Here is a 16,604-nt window from a genome sequence, read left to right on the forward strand (position 1 = left end):
CGGGGGAGTCCACTTGGGAACTGTCCCAAGTGGACTCCACCGGTTCCGGTTATCCGTGGTCCTCCAGCATCTCGGTGACGAGCGCCGCGATCGGTGAACGCTCGGAGCGGGTCAGCGTGACATGCGCGAACAGCGGGTGACCCTTGAGTTTCTCGATCACCGCCGAAACGCCGTCGTGCCGCCCGACCCGCAGGTTGTCGCGCTGCGCGACGTCATGCGTGAGCACGACCCGCGAGGCCGTGCCGAGCCGCGAAAGCACGGTCAGGAGCACGTTGCGCTCCAAGGACTGCGCCTCGTCGACGATGACGAACGTGTCGTGCAGCGACCGGCCGCGGATATGGGTCAGCGGGAGCACCTCGAGCATGCCGCGGTCGAAGACCTCGTCGAGGACATCCTGGCTGACCAGCCCGCCGAGGGTGTCGAACACCGCCTGCGCCCACGGCTGCATCTTCTCGCTCTCGGAACCGGGCAGGTAACCCAGATCCTGGCCGCCGACCGCGTACACCGGCCGGAACACGACCACCTTGCGGTGCTGGCGGCGTTCCATCACCGACTCCAGGCCCGCGCAGAGCGCGAGCGCCGACTTGCCCGTGCCCGCTCGTCCGCCCAGCGAGACGATGCCGACGTCGGAGTCCAGCAGGAGATCCAGCGCGATCCGCTGCTCGGCCGACCGGCCGTGCAGGCCGAACGCCTCCTTGTCACCCCGGACGAGGCGGATCCGCTTGTCCGCGGTGACCCGCCCGAGCGCGCTCGAACTGCCCGCGAGCAGCCTCAAACCGGTGTGACAGGGCAGCTCACCGACCTCCGGCATCCCGAATTCCGCCGGGTCCACGGAAGACCCGCTGAAGAGCGCGTCGACCAGGGTCTGCGGGACGTCCACGTCCGCCATCCCCGTCCAGCCCGAGGGCGTCACCTCCTGCGCGCGGTACTCGTCGGCTTCGAGACCGACAGCGCCCGCCTTGACGCGCAAGGGGATGTCCTTGGTCACCAGCGTGACCGACGCGCGTTCCGCCGCCAGGTTGAGCGCACAGGCGAGGATGCGGTGGTCGTTGGAGTCGGTGCGGAAGCCGACCGGGAGCACCGTGGGGTCGGAGTGGTTCAACTCCACCTGCAGGGTGCCGCCGTGCTCACCGATCGGGATCGGCGCGTCGAGCCTGCCGTGCTGACGACGCAGGTCGTCGAGCATGCGAAGCGCTTCGCGCGCGAACCATCCCAGTTCGGGATGGTGACGTTTCGCCTCCAGTTCACTGATGACGACCAGCGGGAGCACGACCGCGTGTTCGGCGAAACGAGTCACCGACCAGGGGTCAGAGAGCAGGACCGACGTGTCGAGCACGTAAGTGGACCGCTGGGATTCGGGCGAGATCGAGGCTTTCTCCGGGCCAGAGGCACCGGTCGAAGAACGGCCAGAGGCCTTGCGGGGTGAACGCTGCGCAGTCACGACGGCATCTCCCTCGTGGGCGTGGCACCACGCCCGCACTCGCTGGGCCGGGCACTTCCCTGGCTAACCGTTCCTTCCGACGTCTTCCACGTCAGTCGGCACGGCCACGAGGGCCGGGTGCCGGCCCCCTCGTGCATCCACTGGGCGGCTGTGCCGCCCTGTCGACAACCGCCACGACCAGGGCCTCCCGTGAGAGTCCGCATGGGACGCGAACCCTCACTTCCGGAAGGTACCTGCGTCCGGCCGATCGCGCAGGCAGCCACCACGGTGATTCGCCAAACCGTCATCTCACTGTCGGTCGCGTGACATCAACACCTGGTCACCGTCACGGTGGGTAGTGATGATCTCCATTCAGGGACGCTCGTCGACGTGACCCGGATGGATTAACGCGACGCAGGGCGTTCACCTGATGGGATCGAGGGTTCTACCACGCATTGTGGCGGGACGCATTTTGTGCCCGAGACAGAGAACCGGACCGAGTGAAACGCGCCTTTTTCGCCTCACACAATGGGCTTACGAGACGGTCACAAATCCTGAATAGCGAGTAATTTTCTCACTGCGGGACACCCCCACCGGATTCGGTGCCCCCGATCCCTGAACATCTCTACCTAGGAGTGCGAAGTGCTGAAGAAGGCTGGTTTCGTTTCCGCCGTCGCCGCGGGCATCATGATGGTCGGCGGGACCGCGTTCGCCGCCACCGGTGACACCACGGGCACCCCGGACCCCACGTTCGGCGACGCCTACAACACGTTCATCGAGGGCGGCGGCGCGCTGGGCTACGGCGCGGCTTCCCTGGTCGCCGGTGCCTACACGGGCATCGCCACCACCCCGGCGCTGATCCTCCACTCGCTGGAGCACAACCACTGATTCTTCAGTGACGACGTCGAAGGCCCCGGAGTGCACGCCGGGGCCTTCGTCATGTCATCGATCAGGAACCGAAGCGCCGGTGCCGCCACGCGTAATCGCGCATGGCGCGCAGGAAATCGACCCGGCGGAACGCGGGCCAATAAGCTTCGGTGAACCAGAATTCCGAATGCGCCGATTGCCAGAGCAGAAATCCGGAAAGCCGCTGCTCACCCGAGGTGCGGATAATCAGATCCGGATCCGGCTGACCCGAGGTGTACATGTGTTCGGAGATGTGGTCGACGTCCAGGATTTTCGCGAGCTCGCGGATCGACGTGCCCTCGTCGGCGTGCTGGAGCAGGAGTTTGCGGACCGCGTCGGCGATCTCCTGACGCCCTCCGTAACCGACCGCGACGTTGACCTCCATCCCGGTGCGCCCCTCAGTGCGCTCCGCGGCCGCACTGAGGGCCTTCGCGACCTCCGGGGGCAGCAGATCGAGTGCTCCCACGATGCGAAGCCGCCAAGGCGTGTGCGGCGCGGCGAGTTCGTCGGTGACGTCGGTGATGATCTTCAGCAACGGGCTCAGTTCCTCGGCCGCGCGGCCGAGGTTGTCCGTCGAAAGCAGCCACATCGTGACGACCTCGACGTCGGCCTCGTTGCACCAGCTCAGGAAGTCGGCGATCTTCTTGGCGCCCGCCCGGTGCCCGTCGGCGACGTCGGTGAAGCCCGCTTCGCGCGCCCAGCGGCGGTTCCCGTCCAGCATGATGGCGATGTGGCGTGGATGGCGCCCCTTGGCCTGCTGGATCAGGCGCCTGCCGTAGGCGCTGTACACGACGTCTGACAAGAAGGACCGAAGACTCACGCCAGTGGAGACTAGTCACCTCGCGAGCCTCAGTGGGACGCGCCACGGACACTGGCGAAAAACCTACGGTGCCGTAACCTGGGTGAGTGAGCGTAGTGACCGAACCCCAGCCGTCCGGCCCCACGCCCGTGGTGGACACGCGTCCTCGGTTGCGTGGGCACATCCACTTCTGGTCCTTCTTCGGCGCTGTCGCCGGAGCCGCGACCCTCATCAGCCTCGCGGCGTCCACAGTGTCGGGTATCGCCGCTTTGTCCACTTCGGTCTACGGCCTGACCGTCCTCGGCGTCTTCGGCGTCAGCGCGCTGTACCACCGTCGCTTGTGGAGCCCACGAGCATACGAATGGATGAAGCGCGCCGACCATTCGATGATCTTCCTGTTCATCGCGGGCACCTACACGCCGTTCACCCTTCTGGCCATGTCCCAGCCGACCGGGTACATCGTGCTCGCGATCGTGTGGGGCGGCGCGATCGGCGGCGTCACCCTGAAGATGCTATGGCCGAACGCGCCACGCTGGCTCGGCGTGCCGATCTACATCGCGCTGGGCTGGGTCGCCGTCTTCGTCCTGCCCGAACTGGCCACGCACGCCGGCGTCGCGGCACTCGTCCTGCTCTGCGTGGGCGGGCTGTTCTACACGCTGGGCGCGGTGTTCTACGCGGTGAAGTGGCCGAACCACTTCCCGGAGACCTTCGGGTACCACGAGTACTTCCACGCCTGCACGGTTCTTGCCGCGGTGTCCCACTACATCGCGATCTGGCTGGCGATGTACGCCTAGCTCAGCCGTTCTCTGTCCAGAATTGCTGAAGCCTCGCGATGGCCTCGGCCTTGCTCATGGCCGCGACCTCGGATTCGGCGAGACCGACCCGAGAGAGCAGCATGTGCACCAGATCGGCTGGGAGAGCTTCAGTCTGCGGCGCGGGAAGCCCGCGGTCGGGTTTGACACCGTCGTGCACGCACGACCAGAAGCATGGCTCGTCGACGTCGAGCTGGTCGCGAAGAATGTGCTTCCAGATGCTCTTGCCGTACCCGGTCCGATCCACCGGATGCGAGATCCGGGTTCGCAGAATGCGGCCGTCCATCAGGCCGAGCTCGTACGTGACGTGATGTGTACCCGTCCGGCCGCGGGCGTCACGGACTCTCCGCCACTCTTCGACCTGACAGAACGACTCGTGGTCCTTGCGAGTGGGTTGTGGCCAGTTCACCGCGCGGTACCCGCCAGCCAATCGCGCAGCTGATCGTCATCGCTCAGGCTGATCAGCTGAACCAGACCCCAGTTGTCACGATGATTCGGGGCTTCCAGCAGCCGCGCCTGCCAGTCTTCCGCGTACTCCCGCAGCGCGTCGACCATCTCGGTCAGGGCCTCGTCGAAGGTGGCCCCGTCCGCCGCCACCGGTAAGCCCGGGATGAACACGGACCAGCCGTCTCCCTCGGCGACGACCTGCGCGGACGCGGGCAGAAGCGACGCGAGGAAGTGCCGAAGGCGCTCCACGTCCACCACCGCGGCCTGAACCGAATCACGCCGAACCGTGGCGACACGGCCTTTTTCGGCGGCATCCAACAGGTCCTTCAGGTGCGCGCGAGCTTCGGTGTAGCTGTCGTAATGGAGAGCGGACACTAAGGCCTCCCGATCGAGTCACGATCAGTCTGCCCAAGTACGTCAAGTACGTCAAGTACGTCACCGGCGTGACCAGGTCGGACACACGCGTGTTCCCTCTGGCACAGGAAAGTGCCTTCTTCCGGCGCCTCGGCCGGGGAGCCATGATCACCCCATGGCCAAGAACGCACCGCCCCGCCGCCTCGACGACGCGGCCCTCAGCGACTTCCTCTCCGAGCACACCTTCGGCGCCCTCGCGACCCTCAAACGCGACGGCCACCCGCATCTCTCCACCGTCGTCTACACGTGGGAACCCGAGAGCCGCGAGATCCGGGTGAGCACGACCGAAGACCGCTTGAAGGTCAAGCAGCTCCGCAACGACCCCACCGCCTCCCTCTACGTCTCCAGCGCCGACCACTGGAAATTCGCCGTCGTGGAAGGGAAGGCGGAACTCTCCGAAGTCACCCGGACACCCGGCGACGCGGCAGGCCTCGCCTACCTGGCGGCGCAGCGGCAAAAGCCCGACGACGAGGCCGAGTTCCTGGAGACCATCGCGGCCGAGCGAAGGCTCTACATCACCCTCAAAGCCGACAAGCTCTACGGAACGGCTCTCGACATCGGTTGACGCGGTCAGTCCCGCAGCATCGGAGCCGCCAGGTACTGCTCGGGGATGGCGAAGGCGTCGACGAGTGTGCGCGCGTGCGGGCGCAGGTCGGCGCACAGCGCGTTCACCGCGGCGGTGACGGCCTTCGAACGCCCGGAGGTGAGGCGGCCGTGTTCGAGGAACCAGCCACGGTCCGCCTCGATGTTCGCGAGCGCGTAGAGATCGCAGACCCGCTCCAGCAGCTCACGGGCGTCAGCGTCGGCACAGCGCTCGATGGCGCCGACGAACGCTTCCAGCACCACCCGGTCGACGTGCGCGCGCCCGGCGCGCAGCACGTGGTCCTGGGCGTCATTAAAGACACCGAAGGGATCCGAACCCGCCTTACGCAGGCGCTGCGCGACACCGCCGAGTACGTGCTCTTCGCGATCTTCGAACAGCTTCAGGTGCCATTCGCGCGAGTAGAGGACGTCACCGTCGTCGGCTTCGGTGAGCCGCTCGACGACCTTGCGCGCGGAGGTCCGTTCGATCACGGCCTCGACGAGCTGCTCCGCCACGAATCGCGCGGTCGCGAGCGGGCTGAGGTCCTCGAAATGGTCCTTGTAGCTGGTCAGCAACCCCTTCGCGACGAGTTGCAGCAGCACGGTGTTGTCACCCTCGAAGGTGGTGAAGACGTCCGTGTCCGCTTTCAGCCCGGCGATTAGGTTCTCCGAGAGATAGCCGGAGCCGCCACACGCCTCACGGGCGGCCTGGATGGTGGCGGTCGCGTGCCAGGTCGAGACGGCCTTGACGCCGGCGGCGCGCGATTCCAGCTCCCGCTGCTCTTCCTCCGGCGCGTCCTCGGCGAGGTCGTTCAGCTTCGAGACGAGTGCTTCCTGCGCGAAGTGCAATGCGTACGACGTCGCCAGCGCGGGCAGCAGTTTCCGCTGGTGGGCGCGGTAGTCGAGGATCACGACCTCCTCGCCATCGGGCCGCGCGAACTGCCGCCTCTGCTCGCCGTAGCGGATGGCCAGTGCGAGCGCGCGCTTCGTCGCGCTGCCGGCGCTGCCCGCGACACTGACCCGGCCGCGGATGAGCGTTCCGAGCATCGTGAAGAACCGGCGTCCGTCGCTTTCGATCGGACTCGTGTACGTGCCGTCCTCGGCGACGTCGCCGAACCGGTTGAGCAGCGCCTCGCGCGGAACCCTCACCTGGGTGAAGGTGAGCCGTCCGTTGTCGACGCCGTTGAGACCGGCCTTGCGGCCGCAGTCCTCGATCTCGACACCGCTCGCGTTCTCGCCGCGGATCGGCACCAGGAACGCGTGCACGCCGCGCGACTCGCCACCGGTGATCAGCTGCGCGAACACCACCGCGAGCTCGCCGTCGCGGGCGGCGTTGCCGATGTACTCCTTCATCGCGCCCCGGTCCGGCGTGTGCACGACGAATTCGCGCGTCGCCGGGTCGTAGGTCGCGGTGGTGCGCAGGTGCTGGACGTCCGAGCCATGGCCGTGCTCGGTCATCGCGAAGCAGCCCAGCAGTTCCAGGTCCTTGATCTTCCGCAGGTAGCGCTCGTGGTGGCGTTCGGTGCCGAGCAGCTGCACCGCGCCGCCGAACAGACCCCATTGGACACCGGCCTTCACCATCAGCGAGAGGTCGCCGAAGCCCAGCATCTCGAACGACGTCAACGCGCCGCCGACGTCGCCGCCCCCGCCGTACGCCGGGTCGAAGCCGAGCCCCGGACGGTCGGTGCGGGCGAGCAGCCGCAGCCATTCGAGCACCTGGGCGCGATGGGCCTCGGTGTCGATGTCGACCGGGTCTTCGAAGTCCTCCGCCGCCATCTGCGCGCGCACCGCGCGGCGGAGTTCGGCCCACCGTCCATCGAGGACGGTGGTCAGCGCGTCCGGCTCGATTTTCGCGGGAAGTCCTGGTGTGTCCACGATTCCTCCGATGCGGTGCGGTCTGCGTTCAGCCTGCCGCACCGCATCGGGGGGCGCAGCACGAGTCAGGAAAGATCCGGTCCCTGTGCGCGGAGATCGTCCACCTTGGTCATCGCCTCCCGCAGCTCGGCGAGCCAGGCGTCCGCGTGTTCTCCGACGAGGCGGACCGCCCAGGCGAGCGCCTCCGACCGTGACCGCGCGACGCCGGCGTCGACGAGGGTGTCGAGGACCAGGCGTTCCGGCTGCCGCAGCCTGGTCATCACCGGCGCCGAATGCGTGGTGAACAGGTGCCTCGTGCCGCCGAGGCTCGCGCCCCAGGCGACCTTGCGCTGATACCGGTGCTCGGCCTGGCGCGCGATCTCGATCCGCTCGTCACGGGTCTCCTCACGGAACCGGCTGATCCGGCCGTCCTCGGCCGCCGCACGGGCGGCGTCGTCGGCGTAGTCACCGGTGAGCGGAGGGAGCTCGCCGACGATCACGATCTCTTCGCGATCCACCGTGACCTCGGGATCTCCGGTGAACCAGCCCTCCGGGAGCCGCCCGCCGAACCACGCGGCCGCGTCGTCCGCCGACGGGATGTCCGCCTGCTGCCAGCCGCCACGGCCTTTCCAGCCTCCACGTCCCATCTGCCTCGCCGTCCTGAAGTAGGTGTGCATGCTCGCCTCCGCGATTACATGATTACAACGCTACCGACGCTACGCGCGTATCAGGCGTGAGTCAGGTGTGTTCTCCCCCGGCGAAAAGGGATCAGCCCAGCTGAGAGCGCAGTTCCTCCGCGGTGGTGACGGGCCGCTCGCACACGTACCCGCGACACACGTACGCGGCGGCGGCGCCGTCGACCAGCGGCCGATCGGCCAGCAGCGGCACCCCGTCCGCGTCCGGCGTGCCGCTCACGACGACGGCGCCGTCCGGCGACGAAGCGAGGGCGGCGGCCAACAGATCCGCGCGAGACGCGGCATCCTGACCGACGACCGCCACTTGCACCGGGCCGGCCGCGGCGGCTTCGGCGACCGTGAGCCAGTGTCCGGCGAACCGCGGCGCGTGGGCGGCGAGCCGTCCCGCGCGCGCCAAGGCCTGCTCGGCCGCCTCGCGATAGCGGCCCACCCGGTCGTGCCCGGCCAGCACGGACGCGGTCAGCAACGCGTTCGCCAGCGCCGAAGCCCCCGACGGGCTCGCGTTGTCGGTCGGGTCGGAAGGCCGCTGCACCAGGACTTCCGCGTCGTCGGCCGTGTCGTAGTAGGCCCCCGTCGCGTCCGGGATGCCGAAGTGGGCCAAGGCGAGGTCCAGCAAGGTGAGCGCGTCGGCGAGCCAGCGCGGCTCACCGGTCGCCTGATGGAGTTCGAGCAAGCCCTCGGCGAAGCAGGCGTAGTCCTCCAGCACCCCGGCCGTCGCGCCGACGACGCCGTCGCGCGAAGTCCGGCGCAGCCGTCCGTCCACGAAATGGGTGTCCATCAGGAAAGCCGCCGCGCGGGCCGCCGCATTGATCCACTGTGGACGGTTCAACCGCGCGCCCGCTTTGGCGAGCGCGCCGATCGCGAGCCCGTTCCACGCGGCGATGACCTTGTCGTCACGGGCGGGCTGCGGACGCTCATTTCGCGCCGTCAGCAGCGCGCGACGGACCCGCTCGTAGCGCTCGCCGTCCTCGGGGTGCGGGTCGCGCAGCCTCAGGGTCGACGCGCCGTGCTCGAAGTTCCCCCGTTCGGTCACCTGGAACAGCTCGGCCGCCCAGGCGCCGTCCTCCTCGCCGAGCACTTCGGCCAGTTGCGCGGGGGTCCAGACGTAGGTCAGTCCCTCGACGCCATCGGTGTCCGCGTCGAGCGACGCGGCGAAACCGCCTTCGGTCGTCCCGAGGTCGCGGAGCAGGAACTCCGCGGTCTCCTCGACCGTCCGCCGCGCGTACTCGTGCCCGGTCACCCCGTGGAACTGCGCGGCGAAGCGCAGCAGCAAACCGTTGTCGTACAACATCTTCTCGAAGTGCGGCACTTCCCAGCCCGCGTCGACCGAGTAGCGCGCGAAGCCGCCGGCGAGCTGGTCGTTGAGGCCGCCCGACGCCATCGCCTCGGCGGTGTGCTCGACCATGTCGAGGCCGGAGCCGGTGCGCTCGTGATGACGCAGCAGGAAGTTCAACGCCATCGTCGGCGGGAACTTCGGCGCTCCCCCGAATCCGCCGTTCCCGGTGTCGTACTCCTTGCGCAGCGTGGCGACCGCGGAGTCCAGCGCGGCACCGTCCACAACGGACTCCGGCAGCGGACCGCTCTTCTCCGTGAGGTGGGCGATGATCTGCCGGGCACCGGAACGCAGCTCGTCCGGGCGTTCACCCCAGGCTTCGGCCACCGCGACGAGCAGCTGCGAGAACGACGGCATCCCCGGCCGCGGCGACGGCGGATAGTAAGTGCCGCAATGGAACGGCTCCCCCTCCGGCGTCAGGAAACACGTCATCGGCCAGCCGCCCTGGCCGGTCATCGCCTGTGTGGCCGCCATGTACACCGAGTCGATGTCCGGGCGCTCCTCGCGGTCCACCTTGATGTTGACGAAGTTCGCGTTCATCAGCGTGGCGGTGGCCTCGTCCTCGAAGGACTCGTGCGCCATGACGTGACACCAGTGGCAGGCCGCGTAGCCGACCGAAAGCAGGATCGGCACGTTCCGCCGTTTCGCCTCGGCCAGCGCCTCTTCACCCCACGGCCACCAGTCCACCGGGTTGTCGGCGTGCTGCAGCAGGTACGGACTGGTCGCGGCCTTCAGGCGATTCGACATGTCACCAGGGTCGCACGCGGAAAAGCGGGCGCGCAGAACGGCCGTCTGCGCCACACTCATCCGGTGCTCCTGACCATGACGACCACCCGGAACCCGGCCACCGACCTGGGCTTTCTCCTGCACAAGCATCCGGAGAAGGCGCAATCCTTCACGCTCTCGGCCGGGAACGCGCACGTCTTCTACCCCGAGGCGTCCGACGAGCGCTGCACCGTCGCGCTGCTCGTCGAGATCGACCCGGTCGAGCTCGTGCGCGGTGGCGGCACGTCGCTGACCCAGTACGTCAACGACCGGCCGTACGCGGGCGGCTCGTATCTCGCGGTGGCGCTGCGGGCGGTCTTCACGACTGCGCTGGCGGGCCGATGCGCGAACCGGCCGGAACTGGTCGACGAGCGGCTCCCGCTGGAGATCCGCGTCCCCTCGCTGACCGCACGCGGCGGCGCGCAGGTCGTCCACACACTGTTCGAACCCCTCGGCTGGGACGTCGAAACGAAAGCCATCCCGCTCGACCCCGAATTCCCGCAATGGGGCGATTCACGCTACGTCGATCTCCGGCTGACGGGGACCCAGCGGGTCGTCGACGCGTTGCGGCACTTGTACGTCCTGCTGCCCGCTCTCGACGGCGACAAGCACTACTGGATCGGCCAGGACGAGGCCGACAAGTTGCTGCGCGTCGGCGAAGGCTGGCTCGCGGACCACCCGGAACGGGACCTGATCACCAACCGGTATCTCGAACGACGCCGCCCGATCGTCTCGTACGCGCTCGCCCGGCTGGCGGAAACGGACGACGTGCCCGCCGAGGCCGAAGCCCGGGTCACCGAGCTGCCGGACCGGCCCGAACCGCTGGCCGTCCAGCGTCAGGGCAGTGTGCTCGCGGCACTCCGGGCCGTGGGTGCGCGGCGCGTGCTCGACCTCGGCTGCGGCGGTGGCGCGCTGCTGCGCGTGCTCCAGAAGGAGCCGTCGTTCACCGAGATCGTCGGCGTCGATGTGTCCGCAAGCGCGCTCGACATCGCCGAAAAGCGGCTGAAGGACAAGACGCGGATCACCCTGAAGCAGTCCGCGCTGACTTACGCGGATCCTTCGCTGGCCGGATACGACGCGGCCGTGCTGATGGAGGTGATCGAGCACGTCGACGAGGAGCGCCTGCCCGCGCTGGAGCACGCCGTGTTCGGTGTCGCCGCGCCGCGGACCGTGCTCGTCACGACGCCGAACGCCGAGTACAACCGGCACTTCGAATTCCTCGAAGAGGGCCGTTTCCGGCACGCAGACCACCGTTTCGAATGGACCCGCGCGCAGTTCCGCTCGTGGGCCGAGGGCGTCGCGGCACGACAGGGCTACGACGTCCGGCATCTGCCGGTGGGACAGGAGTCCCAGGAATCAGGACCGCCGACCCAAATGGCGGTCTTCACGTCTCGAAAGGAGGCCGTGGCATGAAACTGACCATTCCCGACATGTCCCTCGTCGTGCTCGTCGGCGCCTCCGGCTCCGGCAAGTCGACCTTCGCGCGGACGCATTTCGCGCCGACGCAGGTGCTGTCCAGCGACTACTTCCGCGGCCTGGTGGCCGACGACGAGAACGACCAGAGCGCCTCTGCGGCGGCTTTCGACGTGCTCCATTACGTCGCGGCGAAGCGGCTCGAAGCGGGCCGGATCACCGTGATCGACGCGACGAACGTCCAACGCGCTTCACGGGCGAGCCTGCTGAAGCTGGCGAAGGAGCACGACGTCATGCCGACGGCGATCGTGCTGGATCTGCCCGTGAAGGTCTGCCAGGAACGCAACGCGTCCCGGCCCGACCGCGACTTCGGCGAGCACGTCGTCCGGCGGCAGCGCGGCGAACTCCACCGTTCGCTGAAGTCGTTGGAGCGCGAGGGTTTCCGTCGCGTGCACGTGTTGCGGAGCGAAGCCGAGGTCGCCGAAGCGGAGATCGTCGTCGAACCGCTGCGCAACGACCGCCGCGAGCTGACCGGGCCGTTCGACGTGATCGGCGACGTCCACGGCTGCCGGGAAGAACTGGACGAACTGCTCACCGAACTGGGTTACGTCGACGGCGTGCATCCGGAGGGCCGGACCGCGGTGTTCGTCGGCGACCTCGTCGACCGCGGCCCCGACACACCCGGCGTGCTGCGCCGCGTGATGGCGATGACCGAGGCAGGCAGCGCGCTGGTCGTCTGCGGGAACCACGAGCAGAAACTGGTCCGCGCGCTGAACGGGCGCAACGTCAAGACGACGCACGGTCTCGCGGAGTCGCTGGAACAGCTTTCCCTGCAGGACGAGGACTTCCGGGGGAAAGCGCACGCCTTCTGCGAAGGGCTCATCGCGCACTACGTCCTGGATGGCGGCAAGCTCGTCGTCGCGCACGCCGGCCTGCCCGAGAAGTTCCACGGGCGCGCGTCCGGCCGGGTGCGCAGCACCGCGCTGTACGGCGACACCACCGGCGAGACCGACGAATACGGCCTGCCGGTGCGGCTGCCGTGGGCGCGCGACTACCGCGGCAAGGCGATGGTCCTCTATGGACACACGCCGACCCTGGAACCGGAATGGATCAACGGGACCATGTGTCTCGACACGGGCTGTGTCTTCGGCGGCAAGCTGACCGCTTTGCGTTACCCGGAGCGGGAAGTCGTCTCGGTGAAGGCGAAGAAGGTCTGGTACGAGCCGTCACGCCCGCTCGAACCGGCGCGGCCGCTGGGCGGGCGCGAGCCGGCGGTGCTGGAACTCGGCGACGTCACCGGGAAGCGGATCATCGAGACGCGGCATCACGGCAGGGTCGGGGTCTCCGCCGAACAGTCGGCGGCGGCGCTCGAAGTGATGAGCCGCTTCGCCGTCGACCCGCGCTGGCTGCCGTACCTGCCGCCGACCATGGCGCCGTGTTCGACGTCCGCCGCGGACGGCTACCTCGAACATCCCGAGGAGGCCTTCGCCGAGTTCCGCGCGGCGGGTGTCGACCACGTGCTGTGCGAGGAGAAGCACATGGGCTCACGAGCCGTCGTGCTCGTGTGCCGTGACGACGCCGTGGCTCCCGCACGGTTCGGGATCCAGGGTCCGGGCGCGGTGTACACCCGCACCGGGCGGCCGTTCTTCACTCCGGAACAGAACGCGCAGCTCCTCGCCGGTGTGCGGGAAGCGGCGTCGGAACTGTTCGACGAACTGGACACCGGCTGGCTGCTGCTCGACACGGAGTTGCTGCCGTGGAGCGCGAAAGCGGGGTCGCTGATCTCGGGTCAGTACGCGGCCGTGGGCGCGGCGGCCCAAGCCGTGCTGCCCGCCGCCGTCGCCGCACTGGACGCGGCCGCCGCTCGCGGGGTCGACGTGTCGGTACTGGTGGAGCGGACCAGGGTTCGCGCGTCCACTGTGGACGCGTACCGGCAGGCGTACCGGCGTTACTGCTGGCCGACCGACGGCCTCGACGGCGTCCGGCTGGCGCCGTTCCAGATCCTGGCGTCGGAGGGGCACACGTACCACGACCGGCCGCATTCCTGGCACCTTTCGCTGCTGGACCGGCTCACCGGCGACCTGTTCACGCGCACACGGACGCTGGCCGTCGACACCACCGACGCGGCGTCGGTCGCGCGCGGCGTCGATCGGTGGCTGGAGCTGACCGGCGCGGGCGGCGAGGGCATGGTCGTCAAACCGGCGGCGAACCTGACGCGGGGCGCGCGCGGGCTGGTGCAGCCGGGGGTGAAGGTGCGTGGGCGGGAGTACCTGCGGATCATCTACGGGCCCGACTACACGCTGCCGGAGAACCTCTCGCGCCTTCGCAAGCGGGGTCTCAACCGGAAGCGGGCGCTGGCGCTGCGCGAGTACGCGCTGGGGCTGGAGGCGCTGGAGCGGCTGGCGCGAGGGGAACCGCTGTGGCGGGTGCACGAGTGCGTGTTCGCCGTGCTGGCGCTGGAGTCGGATCCGGTCGACCCGCGCCTCTGACGCGCTTCGCGAATGCCATGAAAGGTCCTTTCCTTGCAAATTTTGCAAGGAAAGGACCTTTCATGGCAGCGTTCAGTCGGACTTGGCGGTCGGCTTCTCCGTCTTGGCGACCTGCTCGGCGTCAGCCTTCGGCGCCTCGGGAGCCTCCTCGACAGGAGCCTCCTCGGAGGCAGCAGGCTCGTCGAAGCTCTCCGGAACCCGCTTCAGGTGCTTGGTCATCGACCGCACCAGCAGCGCGACGGCGATCAGGAACAGGATCAGGATCAGGAAACCCACCGGTGACGACTTGCCGAAGTCCTCACCTTGGCCGCCGTTGTCGCCGTTGCCGGGCTGCTGCGCCAGGAACTGCGACGACACCGTCACCGGAACGACGGCGAACGCCGGCACCACGACCGTGCTCATCGCGCCTCCGCGGGAAAAATTACGTCGGCGTGCATTAGCCCTCCTTCAAGCCGGCGAACAGATCGTCCTCCGGCAGGGTGCTGTCCACCAGTGAGCGGACCAGCTCGTACTCCTCGGTCGGCCAGACCTCGCGCTGCAGGTCGCGCGGGACGGCGAACCAGCGGCTGTTCGGGTCGATCTGGGTGGCGTGCGCCTTGAGGGCCTCGTCACGCTGCTCGAAGTAGTCGCCGCATTCGACGCGGGTGGTCACCCGCTCCATGACGTCGGCCTTCTCCGGATCCCACGACTTGAGCCACTCCTCGTACGGCGACTCCAGGCCGCGCGCGAGGAGGGCCTCGTGGAACACCGTCATCCTGGCGCGCGAGAACCCGTGCACGTAGTACAGCTTCATCGGCTGCCACGGCTCGCCCGCGTCCGGGTAGCGCTCCTTCTCGCCGGCGGCGTCGAAGGCCGCGACCGAGATCTCGTGCGTGCGGATGTGGTCGGGGTGCGGGTACCCGCCGTTCTCGTCGTAGGTGACGATCACGTGCGGGCGGAACTCGCGGATGACCTTCACCAGCGCACCGGTGGACTCTTCGAGCGGGATGACCGCGAACGAGCCCTCCGGGACCGGGGGCAGCGGGTCGCCCTCGGGCAGGCCCGAGTCGACGAAGCCGAGCCAGGTGTGGCTCACGCCGAGGATCTTGGCCGCGCGGGCCATTTCCTCCCGGCGGACCTCGGTCATGTTCGCCACTACCTCGGGACGGTCCATGGCCGGGTTCAGCACACTGCCCGCTTCGCCGCCGGTACAGGTCACGACCATGACCTCGTGCCCTTCGGCGGCGTACCTGGCCATCGTGGCGGCACCCTTGCTCGACTCGTCGTCGGGGTGCGCGTGCACCGCCATCAGGCGGAGGCGTGACTTCGGCGGTTCATTGGCTGACACCATGCTCCGAACGTCCCCTTCTCGTTCCCTATTCCCCTGCGACCCTGCCTGACGGCCCGCCCGGCCGGGCGCGGATACTCGAGGGGAACCACTCGCATACGACTCCATTGTCCCTGCGAGCACGACGAGACCTACCGGGAGGCCCGGGTTGAGCACGGGACAGGACGCTCCCAGCGCGGAAAGCACCCGGACGGACGTGCCCGAGGACCGCTACGGCAAGACCCGCGCCGCGAAGCCCGCCCGCTGGCGGCGCCTGGTGTTCGGCCTGGTCGCACTGCTGGTCAGCGGCGGAATCGCCTATGTCGCGTACACGAACTTCGGCAGCGCGCCCATCGAGGGCGAACGCGTCTCGTTCGACGAGAAGCCGGGCGACGCGATGGAGATCACCATCAACGTGACCAGGGACGATGTGAACCGTCCGGGCGTCTGCGTCGTCCGGGTCCGCGACAAGGCGGGCGCCGAGAGCGGCCGTAAAGAGGTCCTGATTCAGCCTGGTTCGAAGAACAGCAGGGTGACAACCACCATCAAGAGCATCGGAAGGCCGGTCACGGCTGATATCTTCGGGTGCTCATACGACGTACCACGGTACCTGTCAAGGCCATAGCGGCCAACGGGGTGAAACGGGCGCCCAACGCCGAGGCGCGACCGAATTCCACCGGCGGCGATGCCTCGCGCCGTGTTACTCTGATCTACCGGCACGGCCCAAGACGGGCCGTGTTTTTCCTTTATCTCAGCCAGGCCGGCGCGCCATGCCGGCCCGGTGGCCGGCTTGTACACCCAAGCCTGGCAGGCCCTACTAGGAGATGGTGACCGTGAGCGACACAAAGGTGACCTGGCTGACCCAGGATGCCTACGACAGGCTCAAGCAGGAACTCGACCACTACATCGAGCTCCGCCCGGTCATCGCTGCGAAGATCAACGACAGCCGGGAAGAGGGCGACCTCAAGGAGAACGGCGGTTACCACGCCGCCCGCGAAGAGCAGGGCCAGCACGAGGCCCGCATCCGCCACCTCCAGGAGCTCCTCCGCTCGGCCAAGGTGGGCGAGCCGCCCGCCAACGACGGCAGCGCGGGACCGGGCAAGGTCCTCACCGTGCGTTACGACGGTGACGACGAAGACGAGAACTTCCTCTTGGCGACCCGTGAAGAGGGAACCGAGGGCGACCTGGACGTCTACTCGCCGGAGTCCCCGCTCGGCAAGGCGCTGCTGGGCGCCAAAGAGGGCGAGACCCGCGAGTACGAGCTGCCCAACGGCAGCATCCAGAAGGTGACGCTCGTCAAGGCCGTGCCCTACACCGGCAAGTGAGCCACCCAGCGCGCCCGGCCCCGATATGGCCGGGCGCGCATATC

The 16,604-nt window shown here is 68.4% G+C and carries 16 protein-coding genes; 7 read left to right on the forward strand and 9 right to left on the reverse strand.

The features are described from left to right. Nucleotides 1-49: 49 nt before the first annotated feature. On the reverse strand, nucleotides 50-1,336 hold the full coding sequence (locus tag DMH01_RS05825) for a PhoH family protein (RefSeq protein ID WP_125674372.1): 1,287 nt from the start codon (nucleotides 1,334-1,336) through the stop codon (nucleotides 50-52). Nucleotides 1,337-2,062: 726 nt separating this feature from the next. On the opposite strand from DMH01_RS05825, the gene DMH01_RS05830 reads away from it, so the two are divergent. Further along, nucleotides 2,063-2,308, forward strand: a complete 246-nt coding sequence (locus DMH01_RS05830) for a hypothetical protein (protein ID WP_125674040.1) — start codon at nucleotides 2,063-2,065, stop codon at nucleotides 2,306-2,308. A 61-nt stretch (nucleotides 2,309-2,369) separates the two neighbouring features. Here the strand turns inward: DMH01_RS05830 and DMH01_RS05835 are convergent, their stop codons facing one another. Next, nucleotides 2,370-3,146: an isoprenyl transferase gene (locus tag DMH01_RS05835; RefSeq protein ID WP_061986121.1), complete on the reverse strand. Its 777-nt coding sequence runs from the start codon at nucleotides 3,144-3,146 to the stop codon at nucleotides 2,370-2,372. Between the two features lie 131 nt (nucleotides 3,147-3,277). Between DMH01_RS05835 and DMH01_RS05840 the strand changes: the two genes are divergently transcribed. Continuing rightward, nucleotides 3,278-3,919: a hemolysin III family protein gene (locus tag DMH01_RS05840; RefSeq protein ID WP_125674374.1), complete on the forward strand. Its 642-nt coding sequence runs from the start codon at nucleotides 3,278-3,280 to the stop codon at nucleotides 3,917-3,919. A gap of 1 nt (nucleotide 3,920) precedes the next feature. Here DMH01_RS05840 and DMH01_RS05845 read toward each other — a convergent pair whose 3' ends face one another. Together DMH01_RS05845 and DMH01_RS05850 are read right to left on the reverse strand one after the other, a co-directional pair. Next, a complete protein-coding gene (locus tag DMH01_RS05845; RefSeq protein ID WP_125674042.1) occupies nucleotides 3,921-4,346 on the reverse strand; it encodes a cytotoxic translational repressor of toxin-antitoxin stability system in 426 nt (141 codons plus the stop codon). Beyond that, nucleotides 4,343-4,759, reverse strand: coding sequence for a prevent-host-death protein (locus DMH01_RS05850; RefSeq protein WP_125674043.1), 417 nt, complete (start codon nucleotides 4,757-4,759; stop codon nucleotides 4,343-4,345). The genes DMH01_RS05845 and DMH01_RS05850 overlap by 4 nt, the downstream gene beginning before the upstream one ends. Before the next feature lie 154 nt (nucleotides 4,760-4,913). Between DMH01_RS05850 and DMH01_RS05855 the strand changes: the two genes are divergently transcribed. After that, nucleotides 4,914-5,363: a pyridoxamine 5'-phosphate oxidase family protein gene (locus tag DMH01_RS05855; RefSeq protein WP_125674044.1), complete on the forward strand. Its 450-nt coding sequence runs from the start codon at nucleotides 4,914-4,916 to the stop codon at nucleotides 5,361-5,363. Nucleotides 5,364-5,368: 5 nt separating this feature from the next. Here the strand turns inward: DMH01_RS05855 and DMH01_RS05860 are convergent, their stop codons facing one another. The 3 genes from DMH01_RS05860 to DMH01_RS05870 all read right to left on the reverse strand — a co-directional run bounded on the left by DMH01_RS05860 (nucleotide 5,369) and on the right by DMH01_RS05870 (nucleotide 10,009). Beyond that, a complete protein-coding gene (locus DMH01_RS05860; RefSeq protein ID WP_125674045.1) occupies nucleotides 5,369-7,255 on the reverse strand; it encodes an acyl-CoA dehydrogenase in 1,887 nt (628 codons plus the stop codon). Between the two features lie 65 nt (nucleotides 7,256-7,320). Beyond that, entirely contained in the window at nucleotides 7,321-7,881 is a 561-nt protein-coding gene (locus DMH01_RS05865; protein WP_125674376.1) for a hypothetical protein, read from the reverse strand. A 121-nt stretch (nucleotides 7,882-8,002) separates the two neighbouring features. Next, entirely contained in the window at nucleotides 8,003-10,009 is a 2,007-nt protein-coding gene (locus DMH01_RS05870; protein WP_125674046.1) for a thioredoxin domain-containing protein, read from the reverse strand. A 63-nt stretch (nucleotides 10,010-10,072) separates the two neighbouring features. On the opposite strand from DMH01_RS05870, the gene DMH01_RS05875 reads away from it, so the two are divergent. Both DMH01_RS05875 and DMH01_RS05880 read left to right on the forward strand, forming a co-directional pair. Then, nucleotides 10,073-11,440, forward strand: coding sequence for a 3' terminal RNA ribose 2'-O-methyltransferase Hen1 (locus DMH01_RS05875; protein ID WP_125674047.1), 1,368 nt, complete (start codon nucleotides 10,073-10,075; stop codon nucleotides 11,438-11,440). Beyond that, a complete protein-coding gene (locus tag DMH01_RS05880) occupies nucleotides 11,437-13,929 on the forward strand; it encodes a polynucleotide kinase-phosphatase (protein ID WP_125674048.1) in 2,493 nt (830 codons plus the stop codon). Before DMH01_RS05875 ends, DMH01_RS05880 begins: the two co-directional genes overlap by 4 nt. A gap of 72 nt (nucleotides 13,930-14,001) precedes the next feature. Here DMH01_RS05880 and DMH01_RS05885 read toward each other — a convergent pair whose 3' ends face one another. Both DMH01_RS05885 and mca read right to left on the reverse strand, forming a co-directional pair. Further along, nucleotides 14,002-14,331 carry a hypothetical protein gene (locus tag DMH01_RS05885; protein ID WP_125674049.1) on the reverse strand — a complete coding sequence of 110 codons (330 nt, stop codon included), beginning with the start codon at nucleotides 14,329-14,331 and terminating at the stop codon, nucleotides 14,002-14,004. A gap of 34 nt (nucleotides 14,332-14,365) precedes the next feature. Continuing rightward, on the reverse strand, nucleotides 14,366-15,259 hold the full coding sequence (gene mca / locus DMH01_RS05890) for a mycothiol conjugate amidase Mca (protein ID WP_125674050.1): 894 nt from the start codon (nucleotides 15,257-15,259) through the stop codon (nucleotides 14,366-14,368). A 145-nt stretch (nucleotides 15,260-15,404) separates the two neighbouring features. Between mca and DMH01_RS05895 the strand changes: the two genes are divergently transcribed. Continuing rightward, nucleotides 15,405-15,860: a DUF4307 domain-containing protein gene (locus DMH01_RS05895; protein WP_125674051.1), complete on the forward strand. Its 456-nt coding sequence runs from the start codon at nucleotides 15,405-15,407 to the stop codon at nucleotides 15,858-15,860. Between the two features lie 199 nt (nucleotides 15,861-16,059). Then, nucleotides 16,060-16,560, forward strand: coding sequence for a transcription elongation factor GreA (greA, locus tag DMH01_RS05900; RefSeq protein WP_016337198.1), 501 nt, complete (start codon nucleotides 16,060-16,062; stop codon nucleotides 16,558-16,560). Nucleotides 16,561-16,604: the final 44 nt, after the last annotated feature.

The organism is Amycolatopsis sp. WAC 04182 (assembly GCF_003947465.1).
In the GTDB taxonomy this organism is placed as follows: Bacteria; Actinomycetota; Actinomycetes; order Mycobacteriales; family Pseudonocardiaceae; genus Amycolatopsis.